Annotated in this window: 26 protein-coding genes; 13 read left to right on the top strand and 13 right to left on the bottom strand. The window is 62.6% G+C overall.

The window, feature by feature from the left end:
• Positions 1 to 17: 17 nt before the first annotated feature.
• Entirely contained in the window at positions 18 to 1040 is a 1023-nt protein-coding gene (locus AACQ43_RS21885; protein ID WP_024946139.1) for a LacI family DNA-binding transcriptional regulator, read from the bottom strand.
• Between the two features lie 252 nt (positions 1041 to 1292).
• Here AACQ43_RS21885 and AACQ43_RS21880 point away from each other — a divergent pair, with 252 nt between their 5' ends.
• The 3 genes from AACQ43_RS21880 to AACQ43_RS21870 are packed head-to-tail and all read left to right on the top strand — an operon-like array spanning position 1293 to position 3373.
• Positions 1293 to 1736 carry a PTS sugar transporter subunit IIA gene (locus tag AACQ43_RS21880; RefSeq protein WP_005307534.1) on the top strand — a complete coding sequence of 148 codons (444 nt, stop codon included), beginning with the start codon at positions 1293 to 1295 and terminating at the stop codon, positions 1734 to 1736.
• Between the two features lie 32 nt (positions 1737 to 1768).
• Entirely contained in the window at positions 1769 to 2056 is a 288-nt protein-coding gene (locus tag AACQ43_RS21875; RefSeq protein WP_168968687.1) for a PTS sugar transporter subunit IIB, read from the top strand.
• A gap of 60 nt (positions 2057 to 2116) precedes the next feature.
• Complete coding sequence (locus tag AACQ43_RS21870) at positions 2117 to 3373, top strand: PTS ascorbate transporter subunit IIC (RefSeq protein WP_011704190.1); 1257 nt, start codon at positions 2117 to 2119, stop codon at positions 3371 to 3373.
• A gap of 67 nt (positions 3374 to 3440) precedes the next feature.
• Here the strand turns inward: AACQ43_RS21870 and waaA are convergent, their stop codons facing one another.
• Complete coding sequence (gene waaA / locus AACQ43_RS21865; protein ID WP_168968686.1) at positions 3441 to 4706, bottom strand: lipid IV(A) 3-deoxy-D-manno-octulosonic acid transferase; 1266 nt, start codon at positions 4704 to 4706, stop codon at positions 3441 to 3443.
• Position 4707: 1 nt separating this feature from the next.
• The gene (gene waaF, locus AACQ43_RS21860) at positions 4708 to 5823 is read right to left on the bottom strand and encodes a lipopolysaccharide heptosyltransferase II (protein ID WP_016349010.1); all 1116 of its coding nucleotides are present in this window, start codon (positions 5821 to 5823) and stop codon (positions 4708 to 4710) included.
• A gap of 241 nt (positions 5824 to 6064) precedes the next feature.
• Between waaF and AACQ43_RS21855 the strand changes: the two genes are divergently transcribed.
• A complete protein-coding gene (locus AACQ43_RS21855) occupies positions 6065 to 6853 on the top strand; it encodes a glycosyltransferase family 2 protein (protein ID WP_168968685.1) in 789 nt (262 codons plus the stop codon).
• Between the two features lie 70 nt (positions 6854 to 6923).
• Here the strand turns inward: AACQ43_RS21855 and AACQ43_RS21850 are convergent, their stop codons facing one another.
• On the bottom strand, positions 6924 to 7967 hold the full coding sequence (locus tag AACQ43_RS21850; RefSeq protein ID WP_168968684.1) for a glycosyltransferase family 9 protein: 1044 nt from the start codon (positions 7965 to 7967) through the stop codon (positions 6924 to 6926).
• Between the two features lie 223 nt (positions 7968 to 8190).
• Here AACQ43_RS21850 and coaD point away from each other — a divergent pair, with 223 nt between their 5' ends.
• Positions 8191 to 8673 carry a pantetheine-phosphate adenylyltransferase gene (coaD, locus tag AACQ43_RS21845; RefSeq protein WP_011704185.1) on the top strand — a complete coding sequence of 161 codons (483 nt, stop codon included), beginning with the start codon at positions 8191 to 8193 and terminating at the stop codon, positions 8671 to 8673.
• 54 nt (positions 8674 to 8727) lie between these two features.
• Here coaD and AACQ43_RS21840 read toward each other — a convergent pair whose 3' ends face one another.
• The 6 genes from AACQ43_RS21840 to radC form a co-directional block, all read right to left on the bottom strand.
• Positions 8728 to 9609 (bottom strand): VirK/YbjX family protein, encoded by an 882-nt coding sequence (locus AACQ43_RS21840; protein WP_168968683.1) that lies wholly within the window; start codon positions 9607 to 9609, stop codon positions 8728 to 8730.
• Between the two features lie 178 nt (positions 9610 to 9787).
• Entirely contained in the window at positions 9788 to 10600 is an 813-nt protein-coding gene (gene mutM, locus AACQ43_RS21835; RefSeq protein ID WP_102989718.1) for a bifunctional DNA-formamidopyrimidine glycosylase/DNA-(apurinic or apyrimidinic site) lyase, read from the bottom strand.
• A gap of 29 nt (positions 10601 to 10629) precedes the next feature.
• Complete coding sequence (locus AACQ43_RS21830) at positions 10630 to 11085, bottom strand: hypothetical protein (RefSeq protein WP_168968682.1); 456 nt, start codon at positions 11083 to 11085, stop codon at positions 10630 to 10632.
• 93 nt (positions 11086 to 11178) lie between these two features.
• Positions 11179 to 11346 carry a 50S ribosomal protein L33 gene (gene rpmG / locus AACQ43_RS21825; protein ID WP_005307500.1) on the bottom strand — a complete coding sequence of 56 codons (168 nt, stop codon included), beginning with the start codon at positions 11344 to 11346 and terminating at the stop codon, positions 11179 to 11181.
• 11 nt (positions 11347 to 11357) lie between these two features.
• On the bottom strand, positions 11358 to 11594 hold the full coding sequence (rpmB, locus tag AACQ43_RS21820; protein ID WP_005307492.1) for a 50S ribosomal protein L28: 237 nt from the start codon (positions 11592 to 11594) through the stop codon (positions 11358 to 11360).
• Positions 11595 to 11730: 136 nt separating this feature from the next.
• Positions 11731 to 12405, bottom strand: coding sequence for a RadC family protein (gene radC, locus AACQ43_RS21815; RefSeq protein ID WP_029302648.1), 675 nt, complete (start codon positions 12403 to 12405; stop codon positions 11731 to 11733).
• A 147-nt stretch (positions 12406 to 12552) separates the two neighbouring features.
• Here radC and coaBC point away from each other — a divergent pair, with 147 nt between their 5' ends.
• The 4 genes from coaBC to AACQ43_RS21795 all read left to right on the top strand — a co-directional run bounded on the left by coaBC (position 12553) and on the right by AACQ43_RS21795 (position 15943).
• Positions 12553 to 13755, top strand: coding sequence for a bifunctional phosphopantothenoylcysteine decarboxylase/phosphopantothenate--cysteine ligase CoaBC (gene coaBC / locus AACQ43_RS21810; RefSeq protein WP_168968681.1), 1203 nt, complete (start codon positions 12553 to 12555; stop codon positions 13753 to 13755).
• Positions 13756 to 13795: 40 nt separating this feature from the next.
• Positions 13796 to 14254, top strand: coding sequence for a dUTP diphosphatase (dut, locus tag AACQ43_RS21805; RefSeq protein WP_016349004.1), 459 nt, complete (start codon positions 13796 to 13798; stop codon positions 14252 to 14254).
• Between the two features lie 69 nt (positions 14255 to 14323).
• Positions 14324 to 14920 (top strand): nucleoid occlusion factor SlmA, encoded by a 597-nt coding sequence (gene slmA / locus AACQ43_RS21800; protein ID WP_011704178.1) that lies wholly within the window; start codon positions 14324 to 14326, stop codon positions 14918 to 14920.
• Between the two features lie 186 nt (positions 14921 to 15106).
• Complete coding sequence (locus AACQ43_RS21795; protein ID WP_060389807.1) at positions 15107 to 15943, top strand: mechanosensitive ion channel domain-containing protein; 837 nt, start codon at positions 15107 to 15109, stop codon at positions 15941 to 15943.
• A gap of 125 nt (positions 15944 to 16068) precedes the next feature.
• Here the strand turns inward: AACQ43_RS21795 and AACQ43_RS21790 are convergent, their stop codons facing one another.
• On the bottom strand, positions 16069 to 16257 hold the full coding sequence (locus AACQ43_RS21790; RefSeq protein WP_005323764.1) for a holin: 189 nt from the start codon (positions 16255 to 16257) through the stop codon (positions 16069 to 16071).
• A gap of 416 nt (positions 16258 to 16673) precedes the next feature.
• Here AACQ43_RS21790 and pgi point away from each other — a divergent pair, with 416 nt between their 5' ends.
• Positions 16674 to 18323, top strand: coding sequence for a glucose-6-phosphate isomerase (pgi, locus tag AACQ43_RS21785; RefSeq protein WP_017411125.1), 1650 nt, complete (start codon positions 16674 to 16676; stop codon positions 18321 to 18323).
• Between the two features lie 148 nt (positions 18324 to 18471).
• Here the strand turns inward: pgi and ilvC are convergent, their stop codons facing one another.
• A complete protein-coding gene (gene ilvC / locus AACQ43_RS21780; RefSeq protein WP_168968680.1) occupies positions 18472 to 19953 on the bottom strand; it encodes a ketol-acid reductoisomerase in 1482 nt (493 codons plus the stop codon).
• A gap of 209 nt (positions 19954 to 20162) precedes the next feature.
• Here ilvC and ilvY point away from each other — a divergent pair, with 209 nt between their 5' ends.
• The gene (gene ilvY / locus AACQ43_RS21775; protein WP_017411123.1) at positions 20163 to 21056 is read left to right on the top strand and encodes an HTH-type transcriptional activator IlvY; all 894 of its coding nucleotides are present in this window, start codon (positions 20163 to 20165) and stop codon (positions 21054 to 21056) included.
• Here the strand turns inward: ilvY and AACQ43_RS21770 are convergent.
• Positions 21045 to 21917: a substrate-binding periplasmic protein gene (locus AACQ43_RS21770; protein ID WP_168968679.1), complete on the bottom strand. Its 873-nt coding sequence runs from the start codon at positions 21915 to 21917 to the stop codon at positions 21045 to 21047. The two genes, ilvY and AACQ43_RS21770, sit on opposite strands and share 12 nt — an antisense overlap.
• Positions 21918 to 22086: 169 nt before the next feature.
• On the opposite strand from AACQ43_RS21770, the gene AACQ43_RS21765 reads away from it, so the two are divergent.
• Together AACQ43_RS21765 and AACQ43_RS21760 are read left to right on the top strand one after the other, a co-directional pair.
• A complete protein-coding gene (locus AACQ43_RS21765; RefSeq protein ID WP_076362872.1) occupies positions 22087 to 22278 on the top strand; it encodes a hypothetical protein in 192 nt (63 codons plus the stop codon).
• Positions 22279 to 22350: 72 nt separating this feature from the next.
• Positions 22351 to 24927 carry a bifunctional acetate--CoA ligase family protein/GNAT family N-acetyltransferase gene (locus AACQ43_RS21760; RefSeq protein WP_168968678.1) on the top strand — a complete coding sequence of 859 codons (2577 nt, stop codon included), beginning with the start codon at positions 22351 to 22353 and terminating at the stop codon, positions 24925 to 24927.
• Positions 24928 to 25072: the final 145 nt, after the last annotated feature.

Here is a 25072-nt window from a genome sequence, read left to right as displayed (position 1 = left end):
GATGAGTGTGAAAGGGGTCAGCTGCTTTGCCGCTTCTGCAGCTGGAAATCGAGGGTCAGCGCCGAGCCCATGACGGGTTCACCAGCCAGCTGACGCAGGATGAGATCGGCCGCCTCCTGCCCCATCCGCTGATAGGGGATGCGGACCGAGGTGAGGGCCGGATAGCAGGCGCGCGCCACGTCCAGATCGTCGAAACCGGCGATGGCGAGCTTGCCCGGCACGTTCAGGTGGCGGCGCTGGCATTCGAACAGCACCCCGGCTGCCAGCTCGTCGTTGACGCAGACCAACGCATCCAGTTCGGGCCAGCGCAGCAGGAACTCCCCCAGCATGGCCGCCCCCGTGCTGAAGCTGGGCCGCTCCGAGGTGTTGATGATGGCGTCGGGGGAGAGGTAGTTGTCCAGCAGCGCCTTCTGCCAGCCCTGCATGCGTTGCTGCAGCATCCACTGCTCCTGGCGGGCGCAGAGAAAACCGATATTGCGGTAGCCGCGCTCGATCAGGTGGCGGGTCAGCTGGTAGCCGGCATCGAAGTTGGAGACCCCGACGTTCATGTCGATAGGGCTGCGGGCCATGGCCCCCACCTCCACCACCGGCAAGCGGGCCGCCTGCAGCCGCTGGCGGATGGTCTCGCCGGGATCGCTGCCAAACAGCACCACGGCCGCCGGATTGTGCTGCAGAAAGCTGGTCAGCAGGCTCTCTTCCTGCTGTTTGAGGTGCTGGGCATCCCCCAGCATGATCTGGTAGCCCTCGCCCCGCAGCGTCTGCTGCAGCCCGGCGATCACCTCGCCGCAGCCGCACTCGGTCAGGCTGGGCACGATCACCACTATGGTCTGGGAGGTGGCGGACGCCAGCGCCCCCGCCGCCCGATTTGGGATATAGCCGAGTTCGTCCACCGCCGCCTCGATGCGCTCGCGCATCTTGTCGGACACCAGCTCGGGGGTGCGCAGGGCGCGCGACACCGTCATGGCCCCCACGCCGGCCAGCTGGGCCACATCGTTGAGGGTCACCCGACCCGTGCTACGGCGTTTCTTCGCTTCTGACATCCTTTCCCTTCCTCGGCATACGGGTGCTCACTTTAAGGCAAAAGCGCGGCACTGACTATTTGCTCAAACCGGATTTTACCTCCTTTGAGCCAGAGAAGGGGCAAGATGAATCCCTTCTATGGGAGAAATGATAGCGCTATCACAGATCGATGTTAGCGCTATCTGGTAGCGCTAACTTTCGCGATCAGGCTCACAGTTATCAGCCGGCAAGATCGCTAGATTGGCGCCATCTTATCCAGCCCGGACATTGCCATGCTGACCCAATTGCTGACCGAGGAGGTCATTTCCATCGAAGCGGGCGCCCGCGACTGGCGTCACGCCATCGAGCTGGCCACCGCCCCCCTGCTGGCCAACGGCACCATAGAACCCTCCTATGTGGCGGCGCTCTATCGCTCCCACGAGGAGCTCGGCCCCTACTACGTGCTGGGTCCGGGGCTGGCCATGCCCCACGCCCGCCCGGAAGACGGCGTCAACCGCCTCGGCTTGGCGCTGACCGTGCTGAAGGAGGGAGTCAACTTCGGCTCCGAGGGCAACGACCCGGTCCGGCTGCTGGTCACCCTTGCCGCCAGCGACAGCAACTCCCACGTGGAGACCATCGCCCAGCTGGCCGAGCTGTTCATGAATGAAGAAGACGTGGCGGCCATCATGGCGGCCACCAGCAAAGACGACATCTTGCGCATCCTGGCGCGTTATTGAGTGGCGCCCTGCGCCCGACAGAGGAAGAGAGCATGAAGATTCTGGTTGTATGCGGACACGGCCTGGGCACCAGCCTGATGATGGAGATGAGCATCAAGAGCATTCTCAAGGAGCTGGCCGTGACGGCCGAGGTGGATCACCGGGATCTCGCCTCCGCCGGCAGCGAGCGCGCCGAGATCTTTGTCGCCACCCGCGACATCGCCGAACAGCTGGTCAGCATGGAGGTCGACGGCCGACTGGTATCGCTGGACAACATGGTCGACAAGGCCGCCATGAAAGAAAAACTCGCCATCGCCCTGCGCGAGCTGGGCGCACTCTAACCCCTTTGCGACTGTCTGGGCGGCCGATGAGCCGCCGCTTCCATCTGCTTGGAGCTGACCATGGAATTTTTCAATTTTCTGATGTTTGACGTGCTGTCGGAGCCGGCCGTGCTGGTCGGCCTGATCGCCCTCATCGGTTTGATCGCCCAGAAGAAACCGGTGACCGAGTGCATCAAGGGCACGGTCAAGACCATCATGGGCTTCGTCATCCTGGGGGCCGGCGCCACCCTGGTGGTGAACTCCCTTGGCGACTTCGCCACCATCTTCCAGCACGCCTTCGGCATCAAGGGGGTGGTGCCCAACAACGAGGCCATCGTCTCCATCGCCCAGCAGTCGTTCGGCAAGGAGATGGCGATGATCATGTTCTTCGCCATGCTGGTGAACATCCTGATCGCCCGCCTCACCCCGTGGAAATTCATCTTCCTGACCGGTCACCACACCCTGTTCATGTCGATGATGGTAGCGGCCATCCTCTCCGCCGGCGGCATGAGCGGCATTCCGCTCATCGCGGTGGGCAGCCTGGTGGTCGGCGTGACCATGGTGCTGTTCCCGGCCCTCGCCCACCCCTACATGAAGCAGATCACCGGCTCCGATGACGTGGCACTCGGCCACTTCTCCACCTGCTCCTACGTGCTGGCCGGCTGGATCGGCGCCAAGTTCGGCAACAAGGCCCACAGCAGCGAAGAGGTGCAGGTGCCCAAGAGTCTGCTGTTCCTGCGCGATACCCCGGTGGCCATCTCCTTCACCATGGGCATCATCTTCCTCATCACCTCCGCCTTCGCCGGCCCCGAGTTCGTCGCCAGCGTCGCCAAGGGCAAGCACTGGTTCATGTTCTCCCTGATGCAGTCCATCACCTTCGCCGCCGGGGTCTACGTGATCCTGCAGGGGGTGCGGATGGTCATCGCCGAAATCGTGCCGGCCTTCAAGGGGATCTCCGACAAGCTGGTACCCAACGCCAAGCCGGCGCTGGACTGCCCCATCGTCTTCCCCTACGCCCCCAATGCGGTGCTGATCGGCTTCCTGTCGAGCTTTGCCGCTGGTCTGGTGGGCATGGTGCTGCTCTACCTGCTGGGACTCACCGTCATCATTCCGGGCGTCGTACCTCACTTCTTCGTCGGCGCGGCGGCCGGGGTGTTCGGCAATGCCACCGGCGGTCGTCGCGGCGCCCTGCTGGGGGCCTTCGCCAACGGCCTGCTGATCACCTTCCTGCCGGTGTTCCTGCTGCCGGTGCTGGGGGATCTCGGCTTTGCCAACACCACCTTCAGCGATGCCGACTTCGGCGTGGTGGGGATCCTGCTCGGTCTGATCGTGCGCTGAGCCAGCCCGCCGCCAAAACAGAAACGGAGCGCCATGCGCTCCGTTTTTTATGTCCGTCTGTCCGGCTTCAGTCGTTCTCCAGGCTGGCGAGGCAGTGAGACAAGGTGCGCGCCAGCGCCCCCTGATTGCGCAGCACCACGGCGCGGGCCTGCTCGCCCATCTCCCGGCACCGGCTCTCGTCGGCCAGCAGCGCGCTCACCTGCTCCCCCAGCTCGGCGGCATCGGCTACCACGGCGGCGCCACCCTGAGCCACCAGCTGGCGGGTGATGTCGCTGAAGTTGAAGTAGGCGGGGCCACTCAGGCAGGGTTTGCCCAGCGCAGCCGGCTCCAGCAGGTTGTGGCCGCCCACCTTGACCAGGCTGCCGCCGACGAAGGCCACGTCGGCCGCTGCCAGCATCAGCGGCAACTCGCCCATGGTATCGCCCAAGTAGATCTTGTCGCGCTCGCCGACCACACCGCCCGCCGTACGCCGCACGCAGCCGTAGGGGGCACACAGCGCCGCCACCCGCTCGAACCGCTCGGGGTGGCGAGGCACCAGGATCAACAGGGCCGACGGCTGCGCCGTGAGCACCCGGTCGAAGGCGGCCAGCACCTGCTCGTCTTCCCCCTGATGGGTGCTGGCGGCGATCCAGACCGGCCGATCCGTCCCCAGCAACTGGCGCAGGGCACGGCCCCTGGTCTGCACCTGCTCATCGAGCTGGATGTCGAACTTGATGGAGCCGGTCACCGCCAGCCGCTCGCGCCCCAGCCCCAGCCGATGGAAGCGATCCGCGTCGTCCTGGTGCTGGCAGAGCAGGTGGGTCAGCGGCCGGCTGAGGGCATTGAACGCCCCCTGAAAGCGGCCATAGCGCTGGCAGGATCGCTCCGAGAGGCGGGCATTGATGATGGTTACCGGCAGGTGACGCGCCTCGCAGGCGGCCAGCCAGTTCGGCCACAGTTCGGTTTCCATCACCCAGAGCGCGCGCGGTTTGACGACATTGAGGAATGCCGCCACCGCCCAGGGGTAGTCGAGCGGCGCGTAACGGTGCTCCACCAGATCCCCCAGCCTGACGGCCTGCTCGGCGCCGGTGCGGGTGGTGGTGGTGAGCAGGATCGGCAGATCGGGCCGCTCGGCCTTGAGGGCGCGGATGAAAGGGCTGATGGCCAGCGTCTCCCCCACACTCACCGCATGGATCCAGAGTGGCGCCTCCTGCCCGGTGGCGGGCGTCCGCCCCAGGTGCTCGGCCCAGCGCTTGCCAAAACCGGGCTTGCCCTTCTTCGGCTTGTAGAGCGCCAGCAGCGCCAGCGGCAACCCCAGGTGGATCAGCAGGTTGTAGAGCAGCCGGTAACCCATGCTAGTGCGGCTCCCCGCGCTTGCCAGGCTCGGCGACGAAACGGGGCGGTTCGCCGGGCGGCAGCGCCAGCGGCGGGGCCGGCGTTTCACTGCACTCCAGCCGGCGGCCAGCCTCGATGACTTGTTCCGGCATCAGCTCGATCAGGCATTTGAGGTGGCCGAACTTGCAGGTGCGCTTGAAGCAGGGGCGGCACTCGATGTCGGTGTGGACGATCTCGACCCGGTCCGCCAGCGGTGGGGTATAGAGCGGCGAAGTGGAGCCATAGACCCCGATCAGCGGCCGGTTGAGGGCGGCGGCGACGTGCATCAGGCCGGAGTCGTTGGCGATCACCCGCCCGGCCAGCGCCATCAGGTCGATCGCTTCGTACAGATTGGTCTTGCCCGCCAGCACGTGGCAGTTGGGGCGCGACAGCGGGTTGATCCGGTCGCGGATGGTGTTGGCCACCGCCGCGTCCTTGGCGGAGCCGAAGATCCACACCTGCCAGCCCTCGTCGAGGTGCTTTTGCGCCACCACGGCGTAGTGGCCCTCCGGCCAACGCTTTGCCGGGCCGAACTCGGCCCCCGGACAGAGCACCAGCACCGGGCGGGCGCGATCCAGTCCGAGCCGCTCCAGCGCCTTCTCCTGGTTGATGAGGTCGACGTTGAGGGCCGGCTGGGGAATGGTCGGGATGTCGGCCCGGCTCTTCATCTGCGCCTTGGGATAGGCCAGCGCCAGGTAGGCCTCCACCATCAGCGGAAAGGCGGACTTGTTGCTGCGCATGTCGTTGAGCAGACCGAAGCGGTGCTCCCCCTTCCAGCCGGTGCGCACCGGGATGCGGGCAAACCAGGGGATCAACGCCGACTTCATGGAGTTGGGCTGGATGATGGCCTGATCGTACTTCTCGGCCGCCAACTGCTTGCCGAGCCGGCGGCGGGCCCCCAGCTTGAAGTCGCCGTGACCGAGCGGCATCGGGATGGCTTTGTCCACCTCCGGCATCCGCTCCAGCAGGGCACCACACCAGGCGGGCGCCATCACGTGCAGCTCGCTGTCGGGGTGATTGGCCTTGATCGCCTTGTAGAGGCTCTGGGACATCACCATGTCGCCGACCCAGGAGGGGCCGATCACCAATATCTTCATCTCGCGCGTCTCTTGGGCCAAGCCCTGCGGTTAATCGTTGCTGGCCGAGATTATGCCCCAAGAATGGCCCGAGAAATAACAGAAGATCCCCGTACCACCCGCTCTCATACCAAAAAAGCATCCGTTTGAAACTGACGCAGCCCCGACAGCCGGAACCATGCTCCGCCTGCCGTTTTAGGCTAGAATGGGCGCCAATTTGAGCATGGCCCGCCAGCCGGGCGCCAACAAGAGCCTTTAATCCGTGAACAAACCGACTCTGGCGGCTGTCCTTATCGTCAAGAATGAAGCCGAAAACCTGCGCCCCTGCCTCGCCTCCCTCGACGGGCTGGTCGACGAGATCGTCATCATGGACTCCGGCAGCCAGGACGAGACCCCGGCCATCGCCGCCGAATTCGGCGCCCGCTTCTTCGTCAATCCGGTGTGGCCGGGCTTCGGCCGCCAGCGCCGCCTCGCCCAGTCCCACGTGCAATCCGACTGGGTACTGTGGCTGGATGCGGACGAGCGGCTCACCCCCGAGCTGAAAGCCGCCATCGCCGCCGTCATGGCCAACCCGGCCAGCGACACCATCTACTCGATCCCGCGCCTCTCCTGGGTATTCGGCCGCTTCATCCGCCACAGCGGCTGGTATCCGGACCGGGTGCTGCGCCTCTATCCCAAGGCGCTCACCAGCTACAACGAGGTGCTGGTGCACGAGAAGGTGGAGGTGCGCGCCAACATGAAGATCGTCAACCTGCACGGCGACCTGCTCCACTTCACCTATCGGGATCTGGAGCACTACCTGGTCAAATCCGCCGGCTATGCCCGCGCCTGGGCCGATCAGCGCACCGCCCGCGGCAAGAAGGGCTCCCTCAGCCAGGGACTGGTGCACGCGCTGGGCTGCTTCCTCAAGATGTACCTGCTCAAAGCTGGCTTCCTCGATGGCAAGCAGGGGCTCTTGCTGGCCATCCTGTCGGCCCACTCCACTTTCGTGAAGTACGCCGACCTCTGGATCCGCCAGCAGCCGCAGGCACCGGATCAGACGGACACGTAAGCCGCCAGCACTTCCCCCCATACGAGACAGGGCCCTTCAAGGGCCCTGTCTGCATTTACATCATCTGGTATCAGTGTTCAGCGCGCCAGAACGGCGGCGCCCAGCGGGCGATCGCCGCCGCCATGGTCTTGGGATCGAGCTGGCTCATGTCTTCCGGGTGATCGCTGTCTTCCGGCGGGCTGAACGCCAGGTGGCGCCCCTCGCTGTTGAGCGGACGCCAGCGCAGCGGCGTCGCCGAGCGGTGCGCCGGGAAGAAGCCGATGGTGGGCACATCCAGCGCCGCAGCGATGTGCAGCGGCCCGGTGCTGCCCGCCACGAACAGGGCGGCGTTGGCCATCACCTGGCAGAACTTGGGCAGCCCCTCGTCGGAGCGGTAGATCCAGCCGTTGCCGCCGTGGGCCAGCAGCTCGGCCGCCAGCTGTTCGGCGAGCTTCTCCTCCCCCGGCCCCGCGGTCAGGATGCACTGCAACTCGGGACAGGACTGGTTGAGCTTGATGATGAGGCGGGCGTACTGCTCGATGGAGAGGTTGTTGGCCGAGCCGCCGCTGCCGGCATGCACCATCAGCCAGGGGCGGCCGGCATCGAGCCGCAGGCGGGCAGCAACCTGCTCGCGCACCTGTTGCAGGCTCTCGGCATCGAAGCTGAGGTAGGGGCCCTGCGGCTCCACTGCGCTCACCTGCTGGTCAGCGAGGAAACGGCGCACCAGATCCAGGTTGTATTCGTACTCCGGCTTCTGGGAGCGGGAGCGGCGCTGGATCAGGCGCTGGTTGTAGAGCACCTGGGCCAGCTTGGTGGCCGGCGCCAACCGGTAGGGAATATGCGCCTTCCACACCAGCATGGCGTTGCGGGAGTTGGAGAAGAGGCAGATGGAGGCATCGAAGGCGGCGGCCTTGATGCGCGCCTGCAAGGCGCGTTGCTGTTCCTTGTCGGCCCGTGAGCCCGGATCCAGGATGATCTCGTCAATCCAGGGGCAGAGGCGGGCCAACGGCGCCGTGTAGGCAGGAACCAGGGCAGTCACATGACACTCCATGGAGCGCTTGAGCATGGCAAAGCTCGGCCAGGCCAGCATGAAGTCACCAATCTTGTCATTGCGGACTACCAGAATACGTTTCATAAAAAATCCCTTTGCTCCCTGTCACCAATGCAAGGAGGCTTGATGCGCGGTGCGGGTATTCTTGCCTGATGTATCGCTATTCTCAAGCGAAGAGACCCGGTGACCCCGATTTGGATCGGCAAAGCCGGCATCGGGGCGCCAAAACTCGGCCCAAGGCGGTCGCGCCAATCCCCCAACAGACCCTATAATGCGACCAAATTTCCCGGTTGCAGGAATCAGCAGCATGACCAACAAGGTAATCTATCCCGGCACCTTCGATCCCGTCACCAACGGCCACACCGACCTCATCGGCCGGGCCGCCAAACTGTTTGATGAAGTGGTGGTCGGGGTGGCCAACAGCCCGAGCAAGCGGCCGCTGTTCGATCTGGACGAACGGGTGCAACTGGCCCGCCAGGTGACCGCCCACCTGCCCAACGTCAAGGTGGTCGGCTTCTCAGGCCTCTTGGTGGATTTCGCCAGGGAGCAGCAGGCCAACGTGCTGATCCGCGGTCTGCGCGCCGTCTCCGACTTCGAGTACGAATTCCAGCTGGCCAATATGAACCGCCGCCTGATGCCGGAGCTGGAGAGCGTATTCCTCACCCCGGCCGAGGAGAACTCTTTCATCTCTTCCACCCTGGTGAAGGAGGTCGCCCTGCACGGCGGTGACATCCGCCAGTTCGTCGACCCCGCCGTGGCCGCCGCCATCAAGGCCAAACAGACCAAGTAACAACGAAACAGGCTACCCGAGGGTAGCCTGTTTGCTGCTGGGGGTCTGTGCGGCTCAGCCCGCCAGACGCGGGCCCAGCAGTTGCTGACTCGCCAGGGTCAGCTGATCGAGCCACTCGTAACGGCGCCGGTACATGGCCCGCTTCTTGGAGGCGATCTCCTCCAGCGGCTTGCGCTGAGCGGGCTGCAGCCGTACGAAGTTGTCATCCAGATCGATGGCGCCAAACTCCTGCCACAGCTCGTCATAGTCCGCCTGCAGACAGGCTTTCTTCTTTTTGCTGTAACGCCGGGCCTGATAGATATGGGCCTTCATCCGCACCGCCGAGATGTGCTCGGCCTGCATCGCCTCGGCCAGCTCCATCACCAGCATCACCACCAGCGACTTGGGCCGCAGACCGTGGCCCTCCTTGGTCAGCGCACGCACCTTGTCCTGCGCCTGCTCGATGCAGGGCTCAGGCCCCTGTACCGAACCGATCACCACTGCCAGCCGGTTGGGGGTGCCGGCCAGCGAGAAGGCGCAGCTATAGAGCCGCTTGCCCTGCGGGTCGATGATGGAGAGGGCGAGCTCCGCCTCGCGGCGGAAGGTACCGTCATGGCGCAACACGATGCGGCAACCGCTCTCGGGATAACGGCCGAGTTCGATGCCATCCCCCAGATAGAGCGGGTCGATCAGATCCGGGTAGCGGGCCAGCATCAGCCGGTAGTGATTTTCCAGCATCTCGGCCCGCTCGGTCGCGGTGGAGCCGGCAAAGCGATAGGGCCGCATCGGCTTGTCGAGCAGCTCGGGATAGTGGGCAGGCAGGGCCTTGAGCGGTTCGGCCTGAAACAGCTCGAACACCCGGCTCAGCTGCTGCCGATAGAGCAGGCTGCGCAGCACGAACTTGGCGCGATTGAAGGTTTTGCGGGCGCTGTCATCGGGATAGAGGAAGCGCGCCATTTTTTGGGCACAATAGTGCCCCTGCCGGGACAAATGGTCCCAGTCTATTGATTTAGCTGTCATTTTATTTTCTCAAACCGCCTGAACGGTCGAGATAGTAGTGACAGGCGAGCAAATCTTCAACAGACTGGAAATACTCTCTTACAACTTGGCCATTTCAGGCCAAAAAAACCGCGATTCAGCGCTGGCAGTGTGAGCAGAACACGGTGGTACGCTGCCCCAGCCGGATTTCACTGAGCAGAGTGTGGCAGTGAAAACAGGGCTGACCGCCTCGCCCATACACCTGCAACTGCTGCACGAAATAGCCCGGCTTGCCGTCTGCACTGGTGAAATCCTTGAGGGTGGTGCCGCCCTGCCGAATCGCTTCGGCCAGCACCCGCTTGATCTCGGTCACCAGGGTGCCCAACCGCTCGGCACTGATGTTGCCCGCTGCCCGCTTGGGGTGAATGCCGGCCGCGTAGAGCGCCTCGTTGGCGTAGATGTTGCCCACCCCGACCACCACCTGGTTGTCCATCAGGAAGGTCTTGATGGCGGTGCTGCGCCCCTTGGCGCGCTCACGCAGATAATCAGCGTTGAACGCATCGGTGAGCGGCTCCGGCCCCAGCTTGGCCAGCAGCGCGTGCGCCTCGGCCGGCTCGCGGGTCCAGAGCAGGGCGCCGAAGCGGCGCGGATCGTTGAGCCGCAGCAGCTTGCCGTTGGCCAGCTCGATATCCACGTGATCGTGCTTCTCGGCCGGGGTGCCGATGTCCAGCACCCGCAGGCTGCCCGACATGCCCAGATGGAGGATGGCGGTGCCGAAGTCGGTCTCCAGCAGCAGGTACTTGGCGCGGCGGCTGACCCGGTGGATGGTGAGATCCACCAGCTCCTGGATTTCCCCCGGCACCGGCCAGCGCAGACGGCCGTCCCGCACCACCACTCGGGTGACCTTGATGCCGGTAAGCCAGGGTGAAATGCCCTGGCGGCTGACTTCGACTTCCGGTAATTCAGGCATGGGATCCTCGTGCTGACGCTGAAAAGGGGTTAGGGAGCGGGACGCAGCAGGCTGCGGTACTGCTCCTGGCTCAGGCTGAGCCAAGTCGAGGGCGGCAGCAGGGCGGCAAACTTGCCGCTGTCCTGATAAAGGCCCACCTCGATGGGATCGCTCTGGCCGGCGACCCAGATCTTGAGGGTAACCGGGTTGCCGCGCACGGATTCGCCGGGCGGCAGCAACCAGCCCTGCCAGGCTTCGATGTGCGCCGCCAGCTGGGTACTGCTGAGCCCCAGATCCGGCCCGCTGCGCCAGCCCTGCCCGATCCGTTCGATCTGCCAGCTAGGCCCTTGCCAGGTGAGCACCACGGCGCTCTCCGGCAGCAGCGGACGCGCCCGCCTGGCGCTGTTCTCCTGCTGGGCCAGCTCCAGCCGGTGCAACAGGGTGATCACGATCAGCACCACCACGATGATCACGTTGTTCCAGCCTTTTCGGCTCAGTTTGAACATGGCAAGCCTCCCTTAGAACCGGCAGTGTACTGAATTTCGGCCATAAAAAAACCCGGCACTAGGCCGGGTTTTTGGGAATGCAGCATCAAGTAATTACTTGATTTTGCCTTCCTTGTAGATCACATGCTGACGAACAACGGGATCAAACTTTTTGATCTCCATTTTTTCGGGCATGGTGCGCTTGTTCTTGGTAGTGGTATAGAAGTGACCAGTACCGGCGCTGGAGTTCAGGCGAATTTTCTCGCGAATACCTTTAGCCATGATCTAATTCCTTATACCTTAACACCGCTGGCGCGCAGTTCAGCCAGAACCACTTCAACGCCACGCTTGTCGATGATACGCATGCCTTTTGCGGATACGCGCAGGCTTACGAAGCGTTTTTCACTCTCAACCCAAAAACGGTGAGTGTGCAGGTTCGGCAGGAAACGACGCTTGGTAGCGTTGTTAGCGTGCGAACGGTTGTTACCAACTGCCGGGCGCTTGCCGGTTACTTGGCATACTCTAGACATGTCAGTCTCTCCAAATCTTACTTCATTGCTCGAGCAAATATCTGCCCCGCTGGCCTTCGATTGCGGGGCAAACAGAAGGCGGCATTTTATACAGCATCCGTGATCAAAGATCAACTAATACGGCGCCAGAGCACAGTCATAACCAACCGCGCTCGGCGAAAGAAACCGTGATGCCGTCACCGATCACCAAGTGATCCAGCACTCTGATATCGATCAGGGCCAAGGCGGCCGTGATCCGATCCGTGATCTGGCGGTCGGCCCGACTGGGCTCGGCGACGCCGGACGGGTGATTATGCGCCAGAATCACGGCGGCTGCATTATGTTTGAGTGCGATCTGCACGATTTCTCTGGGCCAGACGCTCGCCGAGTCGAGGGTGCCGTAAAAAAGTTCAACGAATTGAATCACTCGATGCTGGTTGTCGAGCAGCAGCAGGGCAAACACCTCCCGGGGTCGATCCCGTAGCTGGGCCTGCAGATAGTCCCGGGTCAACTGGGGCGAAGTGAGCGGATCGCCTCTTTGCAACTGTTCGGCCAGATGGCGCTTGCCCATTTCCAGCACGGCCTGCAGCTGGGCATATTTGGCCGGCCCAAGGCCGTGCGCCGCGCAAAAGACCCGCTGTTCGGCGCCAAGCAGCGCCCGCAGCGAACCAAATTGCTGCAACAGCTGGCGGGAGAGATCGACCGCACTCAGGCCGCTGACCCCGGTGCGCAGGAAGATCGCCAGCAGCTCGGCGTCGGACAAGCCGCCAGGCCCCTGACGCAGCAGCTTCTCGCGCGGGCGTTCATCTTCCGGCCACTCCTTGATGCTCATTTGTCTCTCCCTCATACCTATTGAGAGAAAACATAGCAAAAAATCGCGGGAGCCCGACCACAAGTCCCCCATGTCAGCCTCTGTCGTCGTCCGCTGCCTGTGGTATCTTAGCCGACCAGTCAGAGTGAGCCGGAAGAGAAGCAGCAGATGAGATTGGCCGATAAACGCATCCTGTTGGGTGTCAGTGGCGGGATCGCCGCCTACAAGAGTGCCGAACTGGTACGCCGCCTGAAAGATCAGGGGGCCGAGGTACGGGTGGTGATGACCCGTTCCGCCAAGGAGTTCATCACCCCGCTGACGCTGCAGGCCGTCTCCGGCCACCCGGTGGCCGACAGTCTGCTGGATCCCGCCGCCGAGGCGGGTATGGGTCACATCGAGCTGGCCAAGTGGGCCGATCTGGTGCTGATCGCCCCGGCCAGCGCCAACCTGATGGCCCGCATGGCCGCCGGCATGGCTGACGAGCTGCTGACCACCCTCTGCCTGGCCACTCCGGCACCGGTGGCGCTGGCACCCGCCATGAACCAGCAGATGTACCTCAACGCCGCCACCCAGGCCAACCTCAAGACTTTGGCCAGCCGCGGCATCCTGCTGTGGGGGCCGGACTCCGGCAGCCAGGCGTGCGGTGACGTGGGCCCAGGCCGGATGCTGGATCCCCTCGAGCTGGTTGAGCGCTGCTGCCAGCAACTCGCCGCCGAGCCACTGCTGGCCGGGGTCAGGCTGCTGCTCACCGCCGGGCCGACCCGCGAGGCGCTGGATCCGGTGCGCTACATCAGCAACCACAGCTCCGGCAAGATGGGCTACGCCATCGCCCGCGCAGCTCGTGAAGCGGGCGCCGAGGTGACGCTGGTGAGCGGCCCGGTGGCACTGGTCACCCCGGCGGGCGTCACCCGTGTCGAGGTGGAGAGCGCCGAGCAGATGCATCAGGCGGTGATGAGCCGGGTCGGCGAGTGCGACCTCTTCATCGGCTGCGCCGCCGTCGCCGACTACCGCCCCGCGCAGGTGGCCAACCAGAAGATCAAGAAGACCGGTGACAACGACCAGATGCAGCTGACCTTGGTCAAGAACCCCGACATCATCGCCGCCGTGGGGGCTTTGTCAGACAAGCCCTTCACCGTCGGATTTGCCGCAGAAACCGTGGATGTGGAACAATACGCCCTCGACAAACTGCAGCGTAAGCGGCTGGACATGATCGCCGCCAACGACGTATCTCGTGCGGGCCAGGGCTTCAACGCCGATGACAACGCCCTGACCGTGTTCTGGCAAGGGGGTCAAGCACCCCTGCCCCTGGCCGATAAGCTGACGCTGGCTCGTCATCTCATCGCCCTGATTGCAGACCACTACCGGCACTGAGCCAGTCAATCGACCACCTCCACTCCATTAAAAACGATTTATGACAACACAAATTGAACTGAAGATTCTGGATGCCCGCATCGGCACCGAGTACCCGCTGCCCGCCTATGCCACACCAGGCTCCGCCGGCATGGATCTGCGTGCCCTGCTGGATGCCCCGCTGACCCTGGCCCCGGGTGATACCACGCTAGTGCCGACCGGGCTGGCCATCCACATTCAGGATCCGGGCCTGTGCGCCACCATCCTGCCCCGCTCCGGTCTCGGCCATAAGCACGGCATCGTGCTGGGCAACCTGGTTGGCCTCATCGATTCCGACTACCAGGGCCAGCTGATGGTCTCGGTGTGGAACCGTGGCAATGACAGCTTCACCATGCAGCCCGGCGAGCGCATCGCCCAGCTGGTGATCATGCCGGTAGTTCAGGCCAGCTTCCAACTGGTCGATGAGTTCAATCAGAGCGAACGGGGTGAAGGCGGTTTTGGTTCTTCTGGTCGCCAATAACAGACCACACCAGCCCGCGCGGCGGTGCCTAATAACAGAATCAGGCCATTGTTTTTTTTAGGGGAATCCATGGCAAGCAGTAATCAGAAACAGAGTCGGCGCGATCAGATCCTGCAGGCGCTCGCCCACATGCTGGAGACCAGCCCTGGCCAGCGCATCACTACGGCCCGTCTGGCGGCCGAGGTGGGGGTATCCGAGGCCGCTCTCTATCGACATTTTCCCAGCAAGGCGCGAATGTTCGAGGGGCTGATCGACTTTATCGAGGATTCCCTGCTGTCACGGGTCAACCTGATCATGGCCGAAGAGAAGGACACCATGGCCCGCTGCCACCACATACTGCAGCTGCTGCTGGTGTTCGCCGAGCGCAATCCCGGCATCACCCGCATCCTCAATGGCGATGCCCTGTTGGGCGAGCACGACCGGCTGCGAGATCGTATCAGCGTCCTGTTCGACAAGCTGGAGACCCAGATCAAGCAGGTGCTGCGGGAAAAGCGGCTGCGTGAAGGCCAGGGCTTCCAGCTCGATGAGACCATGCTGGCCAACCTGCTGCTGGCCTATACCGAGGGACGCATCAGTCAGTTCGTCCGCTCCGAGTTCAAAATCAAGCCCACTGCCGGCTTTGAAGATCAGTGGCAGTTTATCCGCAGCCAGCTGCTGCAGAGCTGACAAGCTCAATTTGCAATCAGTAGCGGCAACGCCGCTCCAGACGGGTTGCAGTAAAGAGGGAGGCCTTGGCCTCCCTTGTTTTTTGTGGCACAAAAGAGGCGATGAGCACCAGATGCGACCCGGATTGTCGCATTCCAGTGTTAGATTCATGCGTCATAAACCTTTTATCGCCTGACAGGACACCCTATGGAACCCGAAATCATCACCGAAGCGCAGACCTGGCTGGTCAACAACCAAGGCCTGCTGATCGAGTATGCCGTCAACATCGCGGCCGCCCTGATCACCCTGCTGGTCGGCTATATCGCCGCCAACCTCATCAGCAGCGCCGTGGTCAAGGTGATGCAGGCCCGCAAGCTGGACACCACTGTCACCCACTTCGTCGGCAGTATCCTCAAGTACGCCATCCTGGTGTTCGTGGTGATCGCCGCGCTGGGCCGGGTCGGGGTGCAGACCGCTTCCTTCGTCGCCATTATCGGTGCCGCCGGTCTGGCCATCGGTCTGGCGCTGCAAGGTTCGCTCTCCAACTTTGCCGCCGGCTTTCTGCTCATCATCTTCCGCCCCATCAAGGCAGGGGAATTCATCGAGGTGGCAGGCACCAATGGCGTGGTGCAATCCGTTCAGCTCTTTACCACCACCCTCACCTCCGGTGACAACAAGATGGTGGTAGTGCCCAACTCCGCCATCCTCAACGGCACCATCGTCAACTACTCGCGCATGGATACCCGCCGCGTTGACATGACCTTCGGCATCGGCTACGGCTCGGATCTGCGCAAGGCCAAGCAGATCCTCGAGCGCCTGGTGAATGAAGAGCCACGCATCCTCAAGGAGCCGGCAGCCACTATCGCCGTCGCCGCGCTGGCCGACTCCTCGGTCAATATCGTGGTACGCCCCTGGGTCAAGACCGGCGACTACTGGGGTGTCTGGTTCGACTTCCACGAGAAGGTGAAGCTCACCTTCGATGCCGAAGGCATCGAGATCCCCTTCCCGCAGATGGTCATGCACATGCAAAAGCCGCAGGCCTGAGCCTTTTCCTGAATGACACAATGCCAGCCTTAGGGCTGGCATTGTCGTTTCCGGCCCCCTGACGGGCATAAAAAATCCGGCCACCAGGGGCCGGACTTTGTTTTCAGCATGCCGGGGGCGTCGACTCACACCAGCCGACGGGCCACCCGGTTGAGCAGCGGTTGCACCAGCACATAGCCTCCCAGCACGGCACCGATCACTGCCAGCACCCGTAACGGCAAGGTAGGCGCCGCACTGGTCAGTACCATGGTCAGCAGGCCGATGAGGCCGGTGGCGATCAGGCTCAGAGCAAACAGGGATAACACAGCTTTCATAGCGATCTCCTCATTCCAGACAGTGGCCATCCCTGGGAGATCTCGTCCATTCGCTCATATGCTAGCCAGCCTCCGGGACCAACAACTTGCGCCTGCGCATGAAATGAGCAAAAAGGCGTCTATCGAATACTCTTTTGGCTGCCAGGCCAAACTGCCACCCCACTCGCAGCCTGCCCTCGCCCTGAAAGCCCTTTCAGCGGCGGCAAGCCCGACCAAGTATGCGCAAACGCAAGATCCGGCTGCCATCAGTGACTCATAATCGCAGCGTTTTGGTTGTAAACTCGGTCGATGGCAGACAATTGGTAAAGCTCTGTTACACGGGCGGCGCAACTGGCCCGGTATAATGCTCGAATAATAAGGTTTGGCGGGAGCCTTGCCTGCAAGGTTCATACACAACTTGGAAGACTGATAATCCTATGAAAAACATCAATCCAACCCAGACCCAGGCCTGGCAGGCACTGGAAGCCCACTTTGCAGCGAACAAAGAGACCCGGCTCAAGGATCTGTTTGCCCAGGATCCCCAGCGTTTCGACAAATTCTCCCTCACCTTCGGCGGCGACATCCTGGTCGATTACTCGAAGAACCTGATCACCGAAGAAACCCTCAAGTTGCTGGTTGATCTGGCCAAAGAGACCGATCTTCGCAGCGCGATTGACGCAATGTTCAACGGCGACAAGATCAACATGACCGAAGGCCGCTCGGTGCTGCACGTGGCCCTGCGCAACCGCTCCGACCGCCCCATCGAGAGCGACGGCAAGGATGTGATGCCGGAAGTGAACGCCGTGCTGGCCAAGATGAAAGGCTTCTGCGAGAAGATCATCTCAGGCGAGTGGAAAGGCTACACCGGCAAGGCGATCCAGCACGTGGTCAACATCGGTATCGGTGGCTCCGATCTCGGCCCGGTGATGATCACCGAGGCACTGCGTCCCTACAAAAACCACCTGCAGATGCACTTCGTCTCCAACGTCGATGGCACCCACATCGCCGAGACTCTGAAGAAGATCGATCCGGAAACCACCCTGTTCCTGGTGGCCTCCAAGACCTTCACCACCCAGGAGACCATGACCAACGCCCTGACCGCCCGCGACTGGTTCATCAAGATCGCCGGTGACAAGGCCCACGTTGCCAAGCACTTCGCTGCGCTCTCCACCAACGGCAAGGCCGTGGCCGAGTTCGGCATCGACACCAACAACATGTTCGAGTTCTGGGACTGGGTTGGCGGCCGCTACTCCTCCTGGTCTGCCATCGGCATGCCCATCGCCCTGTCCGTCGGTTTCGAAAACTTCGAAGCCCTGCTGCAAGGCGCCTTCGAGATGGACATGCACTTCGCCACAGCCTCCTATGAGCAGAACGTGCCGGTGCTGCTGGCGCTGATCGGCCTGTGGTACAACAACTTCTACGGTGCCGAGTCCGAAGCCATCCTGCCGTACGACCAGTACATGCACCGCTTCCCTGCCTACTTCCAGCAAGGCAACATGGAGTCCAACGGCAAGTACGTCGACCGCAACGGCAAGCCGGTTGACTACCAGACCGGCCCCATCATCTGGGGTGAGCCGGGTACCAACGGCCAGCACGCCTTCTACCAGCTGATCCACCAGGGCACCAAGCTGATCCCCTGTGACTTCCTGGCACCGGCCATCAGCCACAACCCGATCGGCGACCACCACCCGAAACTGCTGGCCAACTTCTTCGCCCAGACCGAAGCGCTGGCCTTCGGCAAGAGCAAGGAGCAGGTCGAAGCCGAGTTCCTGGCGGCTGGCAAAACCCTGGAGCAGGTCAAGGATCTGGTGCCGTTCAAGGTGTTCGAAGGCAACCGCCCGACCAACTCCATCCTGTTCAAGAGCCTGACCCCGAAGACGCTTGGCTCTTTGATTGCCATGTACGAGCACAAGATCTTTGTACAGGGCGCAATCTGGAACATCTTCAGCTTCGACCAGTGGGGTGTGGAGCTGGGCAAACAGCTGGCCAACAAGATCCTGCCGGAGCTCAATACCGATGCGGCTGTCACCAGCCATGACTGCTCCACCAACGGCCTGATCAACACCTGGAAAGCGTGGAAAGCCTGATTTAGTCAGCCTTTCTGAATGCAAAAGCCCCGCTCGATGAGCGGGGCTTTTTTATGGCCGGGTTTTCTGGTGGGCCGGTCGGGTGTCCAGCCCGACCGGCGACGGGGATCGTCACCCCCGCCCCTTCATCATCCTGCCCGATGCCGGCTTAACCGCCGACGGCGATGCGCTTCATGTCTTTCATGTAACCGCGCAGTACCTGACCGATCGCTTCGATGGGGTGGTTGCGGGTCGCCTCATTGGCGGCCAGCAGTGCCAGGTTATCGACGCTCTGCTCATCCGCCTTGCTGGCACCCAGATCGCCCGCTTTCAGGGTCGGCATGAAGTGCTCGCGCAGCAACGGCACGGCGGCGTTGGCGAACAGGTAGTTGCCGTACTCGGCGGTGTCGGAGATGACCACGTTCATCTCGTACAGACGCTTGCGGGCAACGGTGTTGGCGATCAGCGGCAGCTCGTGCAGGGATTCGTAGTAGGCAGACTCTTCATAAATGCCGGAGGCCACCATGGTTTCGAACGCAAGCTCGACACCCGCCTTGACCATGGCCACCATCACCACGCCATTGTCGAAGTACTCCTGCTCGGCAATCTTGCCTGCAAACGCCGGCGCGTTTTCGAAGGCTGATTTGCCGGTCTCTTCGCGCCAGCCGAACAGCTTGGCATCGTCTTCGGCCCAGTCGGCCATCATGCCGCGGGAGAACTCACCGGCGATGATGTCGTCCATGTGCTTCTCGAACAGCGGGCGCATCAGGGTCTTGAGCTGCTCGGAGAGCTCGAAGGCGCGCAGCTTGGCCGGGTTGGACAGACGGTCCATCATCAGGCTGATGCCGCCCTGCTTCAGGGCTTCGGTGATGGTCTCCCAACCGAACTGGATCAGCTTGCCGGCATAGGCCTTGTCGGTCCCTTCGGCAACCAGCTTGTCGTAGCAAAGCAGGGAACCGGCCTGCAGCATGCCGCAGAGGATGGTCTGCTCGCCCATCAGATCGGATTTCACTTCCGCCACGAAGGAGGACTCCAGCACCCCGGCACGGTCGCCGCCGGTGGCGGAGGCCCACGCCTTGGCGATGACCATGCCTTCACCCTTGGGATCGTTCTCCGGGTGAACGGCGATCAGGGTCGGCACACCAAAGCCACGCTTGTACTCTTCACGCACTTCGGTACCCGGGCACTTGGGCGCCACCATCACAACGGTGATGTCGGAGCGGATCTGCTGACCCTCTTCCACCACGTTGAAGCCGTGGGAGTAGCCCAGCGCGGCGCCCTGCTTCATCAGCGGCATCACGGTTTTGACGACGTCGGAGTGCTGCTTGTCCGGGGTCAGGTTCAGCACCAGATCGGCGGTCGGGATCAGCTCTTCATAGGTACCGACCGCGAAGCCGTTGTCGGTAGCCTTCTGCCAAGAGGCGCGCTTCTCGGTGATGGCGGCCTTGCGCAGGGCGTAGGAGATATCCAGCCCGGAGTCGCGCATGTTCAGACCCTGGTTCAGACCCTGGGCACCACAGCCCACAATCACCACCTTCTTGCCCTTCAGCACGTTGCAGCCGTCCGCGAACTCTTCGCGCTGCATGAAACGACACTTGCCCAGCTGGGCCAACTGCTGACGCAGGTTCAAGGTGTTGAAATAGTTAGCCATGGTGATTGCTCCGTTCGATTGATTCCATGCCGGGTAGCGGCGTTGTCTGAACCACTATAGCGCGGGACACTTATTGCCTGAACTGATATATTCGAAACAGTACGTTGCAATAATTGAAACGTTAACCCTTCATCATCGCTGGCAGGATCTAGCGCCAGATGGCTGATGCCCAGGCTCTCGAGTAGAGATGCCGCACCAGGAGTTGAAAGATGGACCTTCGCAATCTCGAGCTGTTTCTCCACCTCGCCGACTCCCTCCACTTCGGCAAGAGCGCCGATGCCATGGCGGTCAGCCCCTCCACCCTCAGCCGCGCCATCCAGCGGCTGGAGCAGGAGACCGGCTGTGTGCTGTTCGAGCGGGACAACCGCTCGGTGCGGCTCACCCCGGCGGGCGAGAAGCTGCGCGAATTCGGCGGCGCCCTGCTGCAGGAGTGGCGCCAGCTCAAGCAGGAGCTCAAACGCAGCGACGAGCCGCTGCAGGGACGGCTGCGGGTCTTCTGTTCGGTCACCGCCAGCTACTTTCTGTTGCCCGAAGTACTGGAGCGCTTTCGCCGCCGTTATCCCCAGCTGGAGATCAAGCTGGAGACCGGCGACCCGGCGCTGGCGGTGGACAAAATCCTGGCCGACGAGGCCGATCTGGCCATCGCCGCCCGCCCGGATGCCCTCTCCGCCAAGCTGGAATTTGCCAGTCTGCAGCAGGTACCGCTGGTGTTCATCGCCCCCCGCACCGCACCGCAGCAGAGCCAGTGGTTTTCTCAGGGAGAGCCAGACTGGGAGCGGCTGCCACTGATCCTCTCCGAGCAGGGGCTGGCCCGCAAACGCTGCGATCAGTGGCTGCGCAACAAGGGGATCGCCCCCAACATCTATGCGGAGGTAGCGGGCAACGAGGGGATTGTCGCCATGGTGGCGCTCGGCTTCGGAGTGGGGCTGGTGCCGGCGGCGGTGATCGACCACAGCCCCATGGGCGAAAAGGTACGTATTGTCGAGCCCAAACCGGCGCTCAAGCCGTTCGATGTCGGCATCGCCGTGCTCAAGAAGCGGTTGGAAGAACCGCTGATCCGCGCCTTCTGGGATACGGCTCGGGGCCAGGGTTCACTGCGCTGACACGGCGGGCAGCGCCGGAGCATAAATGAGCGAAGGATCCTGCATCATGGCCCGGCTGCCGGCCGGCAGATCGGGATTGCTCAGCTCCAGCATTACCCGCCGATCGAGTTGCAGCCGCCGGATGGTGCTGCCAAAGCCCGCCTCGAATACCCGCTCATAATCACCGGACTGACGGGCTCGCTGCAGTCCGAGCTCGATGCGTTTGGCCAGTTCCGGGTATTTGGGCGAGACGAAGAACAGCAGCGCCAGCGGATAGCGAAACACCAGATGCGGCTCGATGGCCAGATCCGGGTGCTGCTTGAGCTCCTCCTCAATCTCGATGACCGAGCGCAGGAAGCAGTCGAAGCGCTGCTTGCGCAACATGTTGAAGAGGGCGTCGTAGAGGCTGCCCACCACCACGTTGAGACCGTTCTCCTTGAGCAGACGGGTATCAGGCCAGGATCTGTGCTGCCCGATGCGAAACCCGGCCTGCCGCCAGTCAGCCAGCGATCGTATGTTGGCGAACCGCCCCTCGTCCCCCTGCCGAATGAGGCACACCCGCCAGCCCAGCAACCCTTTTGCCAGCGGAACGTGGATGGCCAGCAGGGTACGCTCGCGCTCCTCATCGGGAGCAAACACCCCGACCTGCACCAACTCGCCGCTTTGCAGCTCCTTGACCGCCCGTCCCTGCTCCATCGGCGGGCTGGTAATCAGCCGATAGGGGCCGTATTCGGGCACGGTCAGATCGAGCGAGAGTCGCAGCAGACCGGCCACAGCAGGATTGGGATGGTCCAGCAGCAGGTTCCAGGCCCTGATGGATACCTCTGCCGCCGGCACGCTGCCGGCAAACAGCATGACGCAACACAACCAGATCCTGCTCATCGCGCACCTCCCCCACCATCCATTCACTATAACCTCAGGCCGGGCCCTCTTGGCTCATTGCGCCACAGATGTGTGAGCCACTTCGTGTCAAATCTGACAATGGTCAGCCTGAAAAGCAGCGCACAAACTAGACTGGATGCTCAATCTGAATGGAACAAGGAGCCGCGCCATAATGCCTCATCTGATCGAAATCACCAGCTCGCTGCTGTTCGATGAGTATCTGCAGAGCCTGGGAGTAGCACAAACACAGCTTGATCAGGAGCAGGATATCTATCTGCAGGAGCGCCACCTGGCAGCGGTACGCCAGATCCAAGGTGAGTTGAAGTTTTACCTGCGAGCCAGCGCCCTGACCAGGCAGTGATCCGCAACCGGTCACAGAACCGGCGCTGAAAGCGTATTACACTGGCACCATCCGCCACCCACGGGAGTGCCCATGAAACCAAGCGGCCTGGATCGGCTCTTCAAACCCCAGTCAATCGCCGTCATCGGTGCCTCGACCGACCCGCAGAAAGCGGGTCACGTGGTGATAAGACACCTGCTCGCCGGCCATTTCAAAGGCCCCATCCTGCCGGTCAGCCCGCACAGCAAGGCCATCGCCGGTGTGCTGGCCTATGCCGATATCGACAGCCTGCCACTGGCCCCCGATCTCGCCATCGTCTGTACCCGGCGGGAACGGGTATTGACCCTCATCGAAGCGCTTGGCAAACGGGGAACGGGCGCCGCCATCATACTGGCGGCAGACTTCACTGCGCCGGAGCGGGAACAGCTGCAACAGCTCAGCCAGCAATACGGCATCCGCCTGCTCGGCCCCAACAGCATGGGGATGCTGCTGCCGGGTCAGGGCATCAATGCCAGTTTCTCGCCGATTGCCGCCAAACCCGGTCAGGTTGCCTTTCTCTCCCAGTCTGCCGCCGTCAGCACCACCATCCTGGATTGGGCCAAACAGCATGAACTCGGCTTCTCGGCCTTCATCTCCCTTGGCGATCACTGCGACATCAACTTCGGCCAGTTGCTGGATCAGCTCTCCCGCGACAGCGTGACCCGCGCCATTCTGCTCTACATGGACAAGCTGCAGGACGCCCGCCATTTTCTCTCGGCCGCCCGCGCAGCTGCCCGCAACAAACCCATTCTGGTGCTCAAGAGTGGCCGCCATGAACCGGACAGCGGGCTCGACAACGTCTATGACGCCGCCATCCGTCGCGCCGGTATGCTGCGGGTGCGGGATACCCACGAACTGTTTGCCGCCGTCGAGACCCTGAGCCACTCCCTGACCCTCAAGGGGGAGCGGCTAGCCATCATCTCCAATGGCCGTGGCTTGGCCAACATGGCGATCGACAAGTTGCTGGAGCGGGGCGGCAAGCTGGCGATGCCACCCCGCGATATCGGCAGCGATGCCGACATCAATGACTATCAACAGGCTCTCGACAACCTGCTGCAAGGGGATGAGGCTGACGCCATCCTGCTCATCCATGCCCCTTCACTCACCGCCCGTGGCGCCGCCCTGGCGCGCAGTCTGATCGACTACATCAAGCAGCACCCCAGGGCCAGACGCTTCAATATCCTGACCAACTGGGCGGGGGAATATTCGGCCCAGGAGGGGCGTCGTCTGTTCAGCGAGGCAGGCTTCCCCACCTACCGCACCCCTGAGAGCGCGGTCGCCGCCTTCATGCACATGGTGGAATACCGGCGCAACCAGAAGCAGCTGATGGAGACCCCCGCCTCCCTGCAGGGTGACAAGCTCAACCTCGAGCTGTGCCAGCAGTTGATCAGACAAGCGCTGGAACGCAAACAACTCACCCTCGACACCCATCTGGCACACCCCATTCTGCAGGCCGCTGGGCTCTCCACCCTGCCGACCTGGATCGTCTCCGATGCCATCGAAGCCACCCTTACCGCGGAGCAGATCGGCTATCCGGTGGCAGTCAAGCTGCGCTCGCCGGATATCCTCCACAAGTCGGCGGTACACGGTGTCATGCTCAACCTGCGTACCTCGGCCGAAGTCGCCCAGGCTGCGGATGCCATTCTGGATCGAGTCAGGCAGCACGATCCCGGTGCCCGCATCGAAGGCCTGCTGGTGCAGCGCATGGCGCGGCGCAGCGGCGGATTGGAGCTGCGGATCCGGCTGCAACAAGATCCCGTATTCGGCCCTGTCATCCTGCTCGGCGAGTCAGGGGCTGAGCCGCAGGAGATGATGGCAGCCTTGCCGCCGCTGAACCAGGCGCTAGCACGCTACCAGATCATTGGGGCGCTCAAGAGCCGCAAGATCCGCGAGCAGGCCAGTCCGGAGCGACTCGATATCGATGCCCTCGGCCAGGTGCTGTGCCAATTGTCGGAGCTCCTGCTCGCTTTCCCCGAGATCCAGCAGCTGGATCTGCACCCACTGCAGGCCTGCGGCGCCGAAATGGTGGTACTGGATGCCAGCCTGACTCTGCAACCTGCTGAAGAAGGCCGTTGCAGACTGGCTATCCGCCCCTATCCCACCGAACTGGAAGAGGGGGCCTGGCTCAAGGATCAGAACCATGTGCTGTTGCGCCCGATTCGGCCAGAGGATGAACCGGCTCACAAGCAGTTTGTACTCAAGGTATCGGACGAAGACAGGTACAAGCGCTTCTTCGCCGACGTGGGGGAGCTGGGACATGAAGAGCTGGCCCGCATGACCCAGATCGATTACGACCGGGAGATGGCGTTTGTCGCCGTGGGGCAGGATGGTCCGTTCGACCAGCAGATCCTGGGGGTAGTACGAGCCATTTCCAACCCGGACCTGTCTGATGCAGAGTTTGCCATCCTGGTGCGCTCCGACCTGAAAGGGCTGGGGCTTGGCAAGCTGATGATGGAGAAGATAGTACGCTATGCCAGAGAGCGCGGCATTGGCCAGCTGTCTGGCATGACCATGCCTAGCAACCGCGGCATGATCAACCTAGCCAAACGACTTGGCTTCAAAATTGATATCCAGCTGGAAGATGGGGTAGTCAACATGGAGCTGCCCTGCGCCGGTCAAGGACAGGCATAAAGCAGAGAAATCCGCAGTTTATGACCATAAATCGCGGATTTTAGATAATAAAAAACCCCGCTCAGATGAGCGGGGTTTCTCGTGTTGGGTGCCTGGCAGTGTCCTACTCTCGCATGGCGAATGCCACACTACCATCGGCGCTACC

It is taken from the genome of Aeromonas sp. DNRA1 (assembly GCF_963888745.1).
Classification (GTDB): Bacteria; Pseudomonadota; Gammaproteobacteria; order Enterobacterales; family Aeromonadaceae; genus Aeromonas; species Aeromonas hydrophila.
The sequence above is the reverse complement of the archived record's forward strand: the minus strand, read 5'-3'. Positions and strand labels throughout refer to the sequence as shown.